Source organism: Streptomyces sp. NPDC048643 (genome assembly GCF_040650615.1).
Taxonomy (GTDB): domain Bacteria; phylum Actinomycetota; class Actinomycetes; order Streptomycetales; family Streptomycetaceae; genus Streptomyces.
The window spans coordinates 111649-122014 of record NZ_JBEZHO010000016.1 but is presented as its reverse complement, the minus strand read 5'-3'; the positions used below and the strand labels follow the sequence as shown (position 1 = coordinate 122014).

Below are 10366 nucleotides of genomic sequence, written 5' to 3'. Positions count from 1 at the left end.
GGACGGCCCGACCTCTGACCCGGGTCGCGCCTTCGCAATGCTGAAGTGCGCCGCCTCGCCGACAGCCGGCCCCTCGGGTCCGGTCGAACCGCCGTCGAACTTGCGGGCTTGCGCGACCCGTTCACTTGCTCGGCACTCGCGCCGGCCTGGCCAGCACCTGGTCCAAGACCTCGGTGAGGAAGCGGGTTGGATCCGTCACCGGCGTCGTGGCGCGCATCGCGACGATGCCGTCCGGACGGACGAGCAGTGCGCCTTCGTCGGGGAGCCACGGGACCGCGACGCGATGAGCGGGAAGTCCGAGGTCCGCCGCGGCGGTGAGCCATCGGTCGCCGGTGGCGCCCGCCAGTAGGGTCCATCGGGACGCCACCATGTCGAGCGTGGAAACGCCGTCGATCCACGCGTGGGGCACTCGTGAACCCGGGGACCCGTCCAGTACCAGGTCGATGGTGGACGGGAGTTCCGGCCGAGGGTCGACGATGGCGGCCGAGTCGTACCGCTGGCCGAGGTGCACGACCGGCGCCGCCCACACCCCCGCCGCTGCCCTGGCGGCGTCGGCCTCAGGACCGCGTCCCCAGTGCAGCTTCGGATCGGCGATCCTGCGCATCGCCTGGTCCAGCGTCGCCGCGGCGACCGGTTCCCGTTCGTGTGCGTAGGTGTCGAGCAGTCCGGCACCGGCCTCTCCGTGGTGGACGGCTGCCAGCTTCCACGCCAGGTTGTGAGCGTCCGCGACACCGGTGTTGAGGCCGAAGGCGCCCAGGGGCGACACGGTGTGCGCGGCGTCGCCCACAAGGAACACACGGCCGACGGCGAAGCTTTCGGCCGCCGCACTCCGGGGCCGCCACGACAGCACGCTGCGCACCTCGACGTCGAGCTCGGGATCCCCGACCGCCAGCCGGACGATCGATGCGCAGCGCTCGTGAGTGAAGTCCTCGGGGCGTTCTCCGCCGTCGATGTCACAGGCGACGTGGAAGACCCAGTTGGTCGCCCCGTCGACGGTCGCCAGCAGGCCGGGGGCCTTCGGCGTGGTGATCGTGCAGGTGGCGAAGGACAGCCCGCGCAGGTGCGGCCGCAGGTCGGCGCGGAACAGGATGTTGATCATCGACTTGCCCAGATCGCCGGGCCCGGAGGTCCCCACGCCGAGCCCGGTCCGAACGGTGCTGTGCGTACCGTCGGCGGCGACCACGTGCGTGCACCGCAGCGAGTAACGGCCGTCAGGTCCCTCCAGTTCGACGTCGACCCCTTCGGAGTCCTGTGCGATGCCGACCAGGCGGGTCGACCAGCGCAGGTCGGCACCGCGACGTGCCAGGTCCGCTGCCACGACGGCGTCGAGCCGGTCCTGGGCGCAGACACCGCGCAGCCTGAACGGCGTCACGTCCATTTCGTCGGAGGCCGGGGTCGGCATGGGCACGGTCACGACGTCGCCCGCGCCCATCGCGACGACGGTCGGCGCCACCGCCTTGCCCACGGCGCCTCGGAGATCGACCGCGGCGGAGTCGACGGCGGTATCGAGCCCGAGTTCGCGGAGGATCTCGACGGTGCGTGGCCCGATGCCGGTGGCGCGTGGGTGCACGGACGGCCCGGACCGGCGTTCCACGAGCACCACCGGGACGCCGTGGTGGGTGAGCAGCGCCGCGGTGAGCAGGCCGACGCTGCCGCCTCCGACCACGAGCACGGGCACGGGCACGGGCACTGGCACTGGCACTGGCACTGGCACTGGCACTGGCACTGGCACTGGCAGTTCTGGATACGCCGTCTCCGTCATGGCTACACCGTAGCCAGAAGGTACGATGCGGGTCAACGAGGAAAGGAACCGCTCCGATGACCGAACCCGTGCCCTCGTCGGTGTGGACCCGGCCACGCCCCGAGCCGCGTCGGCGCGCACCCGGGGTGGACCAGTACGTGACCGCCGCGCTGGCCGTCGCGGACGCGGAGGGACTGGCGGCGGTATCGATGCGCCGGGTCGCGGGTGATCTCGGTTCGGGGACCGCCTCGCTCTACCGGTACATCACCAACCGCGACGAGCTGGTGGACCTGATGGTCGACGCGGCACAGGGCGAGGACCCAGTACCCGAGCCCACCGGGGACTGGCGTGCCGATCTGGGGGGCGTCGCGCATGCGTTGCGTGCGACGCTGCTGCGGCATCCTTGGCTGGCGGGTGAACTGACGGGAAGACCTGCGCTCGGCCCCAACTCGTTGCGACGCTCCGAGTCCGCTCTGCGCGCCGCTGTCGCGCTCGCGCCGGACATCACCCTGGCCTCGCAGGCGCTCGGCACCGTGCGTGCGTACGTGCTGGGTTCGGTGGCCGCCCAGCAGGCCCTTCGACGCGCGGAGCAGCGCACCGGGCTCAGCGAGGAGGAGTGGCAGCGCAGCGTCGGCCCCTACATCACCGAGGTCCTCGCGGCCGGCGAACACCCGATGCTCACCCGCCGCGTCATCGAAGCCGAGGAACTCGACCCCGACGTGGAGTTCACGTTCGGCCTGGACTGCGTACTCGACGGACTCGCGGCCCGGCTCGGACGCTGAGCGGTCGGTACGCCTGACGGTCAGGCCACCTTGAGGGCGAACCACCCTGCGGGGAGAGGCGAGTGGCGCGGGTGACCCGTCGCCGCACGCCCACCTGCTGCCGGATAACGCACCACGTTCGGCCACCTCGCCCCACAACCATCACACCAGCTCCGCCACCAATGCCGAAGCGCAGCGCCTAGGAGCGGTCCGGGCCGAGGGCGTCGCGGACCGCGGCCAGGATGGCCTCGGTGTCGGCGCCGAGCGCGCGGGCCGAAGAGGTGAAATCGCGCGCGAGGGTGGCGAGTTGGGAGGCATGCGGGCGGGTCGGGCCGGCCGCGGGCGCCGCGACTCGGGACCCTGCCCCGCGGCGGGTGCGGATCAGCTCGGCGGCCTCGAGCTCGCGGTAGGCACGGGCCACGGTGCCTGGGGCGAGGCCGAGGTCGGTGGCCAACTGGCGCACGGTGGGCAGCCGGTCGCCCTCGGCCAGCTGTCCGGTGACGATCAGCGCGCCGAGCTGGGCACGGATCTGCGCGTACGGCGGTACCTGGCTGGTGGTGTCGACGCGGACGGCGGGCTCATTCATCGCCGGGGAACCCCTCTGCCGCATGGTCGCCGACGGCGCGCGGAGCGACCACGGTGACCAGGGACCACGCGACGGTGAACAGGTTCACCAGGGCCAGAGGGTAGAACACCCAGAAGGTGAGCGCACCCAACGCCCCGGCGCAGCCCGTCTCCGTCAGCGAGATGGAGACCATCACGACGGCGTACAACTGCTGGCTCGAGACCAGCAGACCCCAGGCCCCGGTCACCGCCCAGGACGGTCGCAACGCTGTTGCTTCCCGCCCGGCCCGTCGGCGATGCGGCGCAGGGCCCACATACAGGTGGGAGTGGCTATGGCGAGCGCGCCGAACATCGGGAGGCTGTAGTACAAGCCGGGCCAGGGGCCCAGGAGCGCTCGCATCCCGTTGCAGGTGACGGCGACGACCTTCCCCGTACTGAAGGTGCGGCCGGAGTCGATGGAGGCCGTGACAGCCGTGATCACCAACAGAACGGTGAGCGAGACACCCTGAAGGACGATCAAGGGGCCCATACGCGGCGGCACATGATCTCTGACCAGGCGTGGCGCGAGACTCGCCGTGCGCACCACATCCTGCGGAACCAGGGTCAGCGCGTCGGCAAGGAGGACACCCGCCACCGCGCACAGGCCGAAGGCCGTGATGCAGAACACGACACGCTGCTCGAACTCGACGTTGCCCAGTGTGGACAGTGCCTGTGCGGCGATGACGCCGATGGCCAGGCCGGACCAGCGGGCGTAGTGGTCGGCGTGATCGAGGAAACGGCTCTGGAGCGGGGCGGTGCCGAGCATAGGGAGATCCCCTCAGATCATCTTGTATCAAGTAGCGAGTACAAGATGCCCTAGGCGGAATCTTGTGTCAAACGATCGATACAAGGAGATGCGAGGAGCGACGTGCGAGGAGCGACGGATTCCGTCGCGAAGGGCTCGTCGTCGTGAGGGCTGACGCGACCATCAGGCCCCAAGCCGGAGACCGCGGGCCCGCCCAGCAGAGGGCGGGTAGGGGCCGCCGACCCCTACCCGCCCTCACCGAACACCCCGCGCAGTCCGACGGCCCAGCGCGCGGATGACCTACTGCCGGAGCCTGGCTACGCCGACAGCTCCCACACCGCGTACGCGAGCGCGTCCGCGTTCCGGTTCAGCGCCGTGTCGTTGATGTTCGCCGACGTGTCGCACGAGGAGTGGTAGCAGGCGTCGAAGGCCTTGCCCGCGGTGCCACCCCACTTGGAGGCCTGGGCGGACGTCTTGATGTAGTCGGCGCCGCTGAACAGGCCGCCGACGGGGATGCCCGCACTCTTGAACGGGGCGTGGTCGGAGCGCCCGTCGCCCTCGGTCTCGATCTCCGTGGAGACGCCGATCCCGGTGAAGTACGTCTTGAACGTCTTCTCGATGGCCGGGTCGTCGTCGTAGACGAAGTATCCCGGGTTCGGCGAGCCGATCATGTCGAAGTTCAGGTAGCCGCTGATCTTCGAACGGTTCGCGGTGGTGAGGCTGTTGACGTAGTAGCGCGAGCCCACCATGCCCAACTCCTCGGCTCCCCACCAGGCGAACCGAAGGTGTTTGGTGGGCTGGTAGTTGGACCGGGCCACGGCGAGTGCCGTTTCCAACACGGCCGCCGAGCCGGAGCCGTTGTCGTTGATGCCGGGTCCCGCGGTCACACTGTCCAGGTGGGAACCGGCCATGACGACCCGGCCGGTGTCGCCACCGGGCCAGTCGGCGATCAGGTTGTAGCCGGTGCGGCCGCCGGACGTGAACTGCTGGACGGTCGTGGTGAATCCGGCCGCGTCCAGCTTGGCTTTGACGTAGTCGAGGGACGCCTTGTAGCCGGTACGGCCGTGCGCGCGGTTGCCGCCGTTGGCGGTGGCGATGGACTGGAGTTGGGCGAGGTGGGCCTTGACGTTGGCCACGGGGAGGTCGGGCGCGGCGGCCGCAGCTGTGGGGGCGGGGGCCGCCCCGGCTATGGAACCGCCGGTGAGCAGCGCGGCGGCCGCGACGACAGCGGTCGCCGAGACGCGCCCAGGAATGGAGAGCTTCATGTGGGGGGCTCCGAATTCCAGGGAATCCAGCGGAGTTCCCACGTGGGGTGCGTGGGGTGTCCGGGATTCCACGGTGAATGGGGTGCCTGGATGGTGAAGGTGGGACTGAGGAGCCGTCAAGAGCGGTATTCGGTCACGCGTGTTCGTATGCCGGATGCCTCTCCGGCTTCGGACTGTTCGACACGGGTGCGGTGCGACCGGACGCCTTTGAGGTTCACGGCGTCTGCAGGGCTGCCCGTCCAGTGCCCGGCCACCACCGCGCCCGCCCCAGGACACCACTCCGGCCTGCTGAACACCGCCAAGAAGTGACGTGCCTCGGGCGGGCACGGGGCCTGCGTGTCGAGCGGACCAGTTCGGTCAGGGTGTCGATCCGACAGACCTCCGGGGACCCGGCCCTACCGTCCTTGGGCCGCCTGCTCCACGTTCGACCTGTGGGGGCCGTAGAGCCAGTCCGCGTGCGGCCCCAGACGCGCGTCGACCGGTTCCACTCCTCGCCGTAGCGCGTCGACGTAGGCACGGTCGGCGGCGAAACGGGCCGTCACCTCGGGACCCACGGCCACGGCGCCATGACCGGGGATGACGACATCGACGTGCCCGGCGGCCTCGGTGAGCTGGTCGAGCGCGGCCTCGTAGGCTCGTACTTGATCCTCTTGACGGCTGTCGAAGAGCGGGATCAGGACGTCGGAGAGCATGTCACCGGCGACCAGGACGCCACGATCGGCGAGGAGGACCGCGGCGTGGCCGACTGCGTGCGCCCGATGGTCGATGATCTCGCCCGGCAGGGGCCTACCGTCCGAGGGCAGTGCGGTGACGTGCGCGACCAGGTCGAGAGGGACACCGGACGCGCTCTCCGCCGCCATCGCCCGCGCCCGCTCTCGGGCTTGGGTGGCAACGTGGGCGGCGGCCGGAGTGGCATAGCGCGGAACGTCGCCGAACCGGGGATGCCAGAGCAGGTGGTCCCAGTGGGGATGGGTGGCGAATCCGGCGACCACCGGAAGGCCGAGCTGGTCCACGTCATCGGCGAGCCGGCTCAACTCGGAGCCATGGATGCCGGGATCGATCAGGACCAACCCGCCCTCCACGCGTACCACGACGGAATTGCTCCAGACCCACTCGCTCTGCCGGACCCAGACGCCATCGGCCACCTGCTGCAGCTTGCCCATGCCCACTCCAATCGGTTGGTCACCGTCCTGAGACTGCGGTTCGCGGCCGAACTCATCACTTTCGGCGCCCTGTGTCCGGGGCCCTGTTGTGGCTGAGGTGGAGGACGTCGTCGCCGACGTTCAGGTCCTCCGCGGATCGGCCGTCCGCAGGGTGAGTCAGCCCGATCCTGCATCAAGGTGACCGCCCCGACGGGGAGGCGGTCCCGAACGCTGCCCGCTCGTTCCATGATCGGTAAGACGTCCTCAGGGACGACCGGATAAAGTGCGCGCATTGCCAGTCCGGCCACTTGAGGAGGGGAAGCGTGACCGACACCGACGAAGCCCGATCCGCGGACGACGCAGCTCATGCGACCCAGCAGGGCCGGCTGCGCCGTCTGATGCGCTACATCCCATTGATCGCCCCCGTCCTGCTGTGGACCGTGCCCTGTGTGGTGCTGCTGCACGTCGGCCAGCACTGGCCGCTCCCCGGAGCGCTGGGCGGCACCGCCCTGTTCGTCCTCGGCCTGATCGCCATGCCGCTCGCGATGGCGCGCGGCCACGGCCGGCGACAGCAGGACTGGGCGGCGATCGTCGGGGACACCCTCCTCGGCGCCAGCTGGGTCCTGTTCACCTGGTCCGTCCTGTTCGGCGTTCTGCTGCGCCTCGCCATGACCGTGGCCGGCGTGGGCGACGGTCAGGAACGGGCCCGGATCGTCACCTGGGCGGTGCTCGGCGTGGCCGCCGTCCTCCTCGCCTGGGGGTACGCCGAGGCCCGCCGTGTGCCCCGCGTGCGCCGACTCGACGTACAACTCCCCCGCCTCGGAGCCGGATTGGACGGCACCCGAGTCGTCCTCATCACCGACACCCACTACGGCCCGCTCGACCGGGCTCGCTGGTCGACGCGGGTCTGCGAGAAGGTCAACACCCTGGACGCCGACCTGGTCTGCCACACCGGCGACATCGCCGACGGCACAGCCGAACGCCGCCGCGCCCAGGCCACTCCGCTCGGCACCGTGCGAGCCACCCGGGCCCGGGTCTACGTGACGGGAAACCACGAGTACTACAGCGAGGCCCAGGGCTGGGTCGACCTGATGGACGAGCTGGGCTGGGAGCCGCTGCGCAACCGTCATCTGCTGCTCGAGCGTGGCGGCGACACCCTCGTGGTCGCCGGCGTCGATGACGTCACCGCCGAGTCCTCCGGCCTGCCCGGCCACCGCGCCCACCTCGCCGGAGCCCTGGACGGCGCCGACCCCGACCTGCCCGTCCTGCTCCTGGCCCACCAGCCCAAGTTCATCGACCGGGCCGCAGCGGGCGGCGTCGACCTGCAACTCTCCGGTCACACCCACGGCGGCCAGATCTGGCCCTTCCATCACCTGGTCCGCATCGACCAGCCCGCCCTCGCCGGCCTCAGCCGCCACGGCACCCGCACCCAGCTCTACACCAGCCGCGGCACCGGCTTCTGGGGCCCGCCGTTCCGCGTCTTCGCCCCCAGCGAGATCACCCTGCTCGTCCTGCGGTCCCCGCAGCACACGCCACCCGTAGGGCCGCAGCGCTGACCAGGGACCTGACTCGGCCTCTCCCGGGCAGAAGGCGGGAGGCGCCGTTTGAGATCACCGGCACCCGGCAGTGGACCGCGTTGTCGCCCGTGAGGGCGGAAACCGTTGTTCGTGGCGACACCGCACCTATTCAGCTGTGGAGTCGACCGGGGACGATCGGCAGCTGGACGTACCCGAGGTGCCGCGGGCCCGTGTACAGGGTGTTGGTCGGCGTGTCCCGCATCGCCTTGAGGAAGTCCGCGGCGTCGAGTTCACCGCACACGGCCGGCACCAGGCCGTTGCGGTACCAGTGCGGGAAGAACTCCTCGTTGAGGATGCCGCCGTTGTAGGCGACCTGCTCGTACAGGTCGATGTCGGTGCCGATGGCGACCATCGCCTTGAGGTGGGCTGGTTTCAGGCTCGCCACGGCGTGCTGGGTGACGGCGAGGTAGGACTTGCCCCACAGCCCGACGTTGGATGCGAGATGTCGGCCGTCTCGGAGCCGGTCGTGGCGTTGGACTCGGGCGCCGTGGAGCGCCTGCCCCGCCGGTCGGCGAGGAGGACGAAGGTGACGCCGATGGCGACCCAGGCAGTGAGGACCAGGGCGGGAAGGCCGGCGCCCGTTCCGTCGAAGAAGGCGTTGGTGCGCAGCAGGCTGCCGGAGGCGCCCGGCGGGATCAGTTGGCCGATGGTGGCCCATCCGTTCGGGAGCCAGTGGGGGCCGGTGGCCAGGCCGGACAGGGGGTTGCCGAGCAGCATCATGAGGGCGCCGCCGAGGGCGAAGCCGCCCATACCGAGGAAGGCCTGGAGGCCGAGCAGGGTGGTGGACATGGCCGCCATACCGAGGATGACGCCCAGGGCGGTGAGCCCGTAGTTGCCGTCGATCGAGTGCGTACCGAACCGGAGCACGGCGGTTACGGCGGCGCCCGCCACGACGGAGAACAGCAGGGCCCCCGTCAGCCGGATCCGCAGTCCGCGGTGGCCGGGGAAGACGCCGCTGAGGATCAGGGCGGGGAAGATTCCGCCGAAGATCATCGGCATCAGTGCGGCCGTCAGTCCCGCGCCCCGAGGGTCGTCGTCGGTGAACGGCGCCAGATCGTGGACGGTGGCCTGCGTCGTGTTCTGCTCGGCGACGCTGGTACCGAGTGCCGTGAGGGCGCTGGTGGCCGATGGACCGCCCGCGGTGGCGGTATAGACGTCGACTCCGTGGCCGGTGACGGCGAGGCCGCCCGCGATGTCCTTGTTCTTGACGGCCGTCTCGACTGCTTCAGTGGTCTTGTAGAGGCGGACGTCCCACGCCGGCCCGTCGACGTTCTCCCGGATCGCCTCGGCCGCCTGCCGGGGCCCGGTGACGCCGATGGGTACGTGATGCGGACCGCTGTGGAGCGAGGGCAGCGCGAAGGCGCACAGCATCGCGGCGATCAGGGCCGCCAGTCCGAGGACGACCAGGGTCAGCTTGCGTCCCGTACCGGGCGGGGTGGCGTGGTGCGACATGGTGGGAACTTTCCTTGCTTGGTAACGGCCGCCGGAGAGGGTTGGCCCCTTGTCGGCTGAGGCGTGGAGGCAGTCGGCCGGGCGTCGAGAGCCGGGAGCGCTGGTGCCGGCGCTCGGATGCGAGTCGCCCTGGGGTGTCGGGCGGCCGGGCCTGATGCAGAAGACGGGTCCTACAGCCTCGTGAGGCCGAGCCGCCCGACATCCGACCGGCGATGTCGGCTCGCCGTCGGCCTGTGTCAGCCGACGGCGAGCGTCGCCGGCATCTGTCAGGCCTGGGCCGCCGCCGCTGCGACGATCCAGTTCCTGAACTCGACGGCGTAGTGCCGCAGGTGGTGGTCCAGGACGTCCTGCGGACAGGACGTGGGGAAGTAGACCGTGAGGTTCGCGGTGAATCCGTCGGCGGTGTCGCCGAACTGGATCAGCGCCCGCCCGACGACCGTGCCGTCCTCCAGGAACAGGTTCGAGGACATCTTGCGCGGAAACTCCGCCTCCGGAAGAAGCTCGTCCGCGTCCTCGGCCCACGCCATCGCGGCCGTTCCCCAGCCGCCCATGTAGAAGGAGCAGACGTGGGGGCCGATGTTCTCCACGACGCGCGCCCCGATGTCGTCGGTGCCCATCGCGTAGTGCTCGGGGTGCGCCGCGAGGAGGGGGCGCTCGTCCTTGCCCGCGAAGGCCGCGTCCATCCAGGTCAGGAACTCGCCCGAGGTCAGGCCACTCGCCTGCAGCACCGTGGTCCCCGCGTGGAACTCACCGCCGGAGGTGCGCGCGCACTCCCGCAGGAAGGCGTTGCCCTCCTCGATGTCCGCTGCCAGCAGATCGAGCAGGCCCTGGCGGCCCAGTCGCGTCCTGAACCGGTCCACAGCACGCCGCGCGTAGAAGAGCTCGAAGTCGTCGATGCTCCCGGATCCGGCAGGCCCGGACTCGAGCGTCACGGTCACAGCCGGGGAAGTCTGCTTGTCGGTCATGGTCGAACCTCCAATATGATGCGAATGTAAATTCACATTCGCATAATGAGAGTACGCAGAGGAGGGCACCACTTGTCAACAGTCGCGACGGAGACGGCCGCCGATACGATGCGGG

11 protein-coding genes are annotated in these 10366 nt (G+C 70.4%); 2 read left to right on the top strand and 9 right to left on the bottom strand.

Annotation, left to right across the window (positions count from 1 at the left end; translation table 11 throughout):
• Window positions 1-121: 121 nt before the first annotated feature.
• Window positions 122-1684 (bottom strand): FAD-dependent monooxygenase, encoded by a 1563-nt coding sequence (locus AB0C62_RS18520; protein ID WP_362974372.1) that lies wholly within the window; start codon window positions 1682-1684, stop codon window positions 122-124.
• Window positions 1685-1818: 134 nt separating this feature from the next.
• On the opposite strand from AB0C62_RS18520, the gene AB0C62_RS18515 reads away from it, so the two are divergent.
• Window positions 1819-2523 carry a TetR/AcrR family transcriptional regulator C-terminal domain-containing protein gene (locus AB0C62_RS18515; protein ID WP_362974370.1) on the top strand — a complete coding sequence of 235 codons (705 nt, stop codon included), beginning with the start codon at window positions 1819-1821 and terminating at the stop codon, window positions 2521-2523.
• Window positions 2524-2701: 178 nt separating this feature from the next.
• Here AB0C62_RS18515 and AB0C62_RS18510 read toward each other — a convergent pair whose 3' ends face one another.
• The 5 genes from AB0C62_RS18510 to AB0C62_RS18490 all read right to left on the bottom strand — a co-directional run bounded on the left by AB0C62_RS18510 (window position 2702) and on the right by AB0C62_RS18490 (window position 6278).
• Complete coding sequence (locus AB0C62_RS18510) at window positions 2702-3088, bottom strand: GntR family transcriptional regulator (RefSeq protein ID WP_362974368.1); 387 nt, start codon at window positions 3086-3088, stop codon at window positions 2702-2704.
• Window positions 3081-3314, bottom strand: a complete 234-nt coding sequence (locus AB0C62_RS18505) for a hypothetical protein (protein ID WP_362974366.1) — start codon at window positions 3312-3314, stop codon at window positions 3081-3083. Before AB0C62_RS18505 ends, AB0C62_RS18510 begins: the two co-directional genes overlap by 8 nt.
• Window positions 3311-3871: a hypothetical protein gene (locus AB0C62_RS18500; RefSeq protein ID WP_362974364.1), complete on the bottom strand. Its 561-nt coding sequence runs from the start codon at window positions 3869-3871 to the stop codon at window positions 3311-3313. The genes AB0C62_RS18505 and AB0C62_RS18500 overlap by 4 nt, the downstream gene beginning before the upstream one ends.
• Before the next feature lie 296 nt (window positions 3872-4167).
• Window positions 4168-5115: a M28 family metallopeptidase gene (locus AB0C62_RS18495; protein WP_362974362.1), complete on the bottom strand. Its 948-nt coding sequence runs from the start codon at window positions 5113-5115 to the stop codon at window positions 4168-4170.
• A 395-nt stretch (window positions 5116-5510) separates the two neighbouring features.
• Window positions 5511-6278, bottom strand: a complete 768-nt coding sequence (locus AB0C62_RS18490) for an MBL fold metallo-hydrolase (RefSeq protein ID WP_362974360.1) — start codon at window positions 6276-6278, stop codon at window positions 5511-5513.
• Window positions 6279-6580: 302 nt separating this feature from the next.
• Here AB0C62_RS18490 and AB0C62_RS18485 point away from each other — a divergent pair, with 302 nt between their 5' ends.
• Window positions 6581-7813, top strand: a complete 1233-nt coding sequence (locus tag AB0C62_RS18485; RefSeq protein ID WP_362974358.1) for a metallophosphoesterase — start codon at window positions 6581-6583, stop codon at window positions 7811-7813.
• A 130-nt stretch (window positions 7814-7943) separates the two neighbouring features.
• Here the strand turns inward: AB0C62_RS18485 and AB0C62_RS18480 are convergent, their stop codons facing one another.
• The 3 genes from AB0C62_RS18480 to AB0C62_RS18470 form a co-directional block, all read right to left on the bottom strand.
• Window positions 7944-8219, bottom strand: a complete 276-nt coding sequence (locus AB0C62_RS18480; RefSeq protein WP_362974356.1) for a hypothetical protein — start codon at window positions 8217-8219, stop codon at window positions 7944-7946.
• Window positions 8207-9286: a hypothetical protein gene (locus AB0C62_RS18475; protein WP_362974354.1), complete on the bottom strand. Its 1080-nt coding sequence runs from the start codon at window positions 9284-9286 to the stop codon at window positions 8207-8209. The genes AB0C62_RS18480 and AB0C62_RS18475 overlap by 13 nt, the downstream gene beginning before the upstream one ends.
• Window positions 9287-9552: 266 nt before the next feature.
• Window positions 9553-10251 (bottom strand): hypothetical protein, encoded by a 699-nt coding sequence (locus tag AB0C62_RS18470; RefSeq protein WP_362974352.1) that lies wholly within the window; start codon window positions 10249-10251, stop codon window positions 9553-9555.
• Between the last annotated feature and the right edge of the window lie 115 nt (window positions 10252-10366).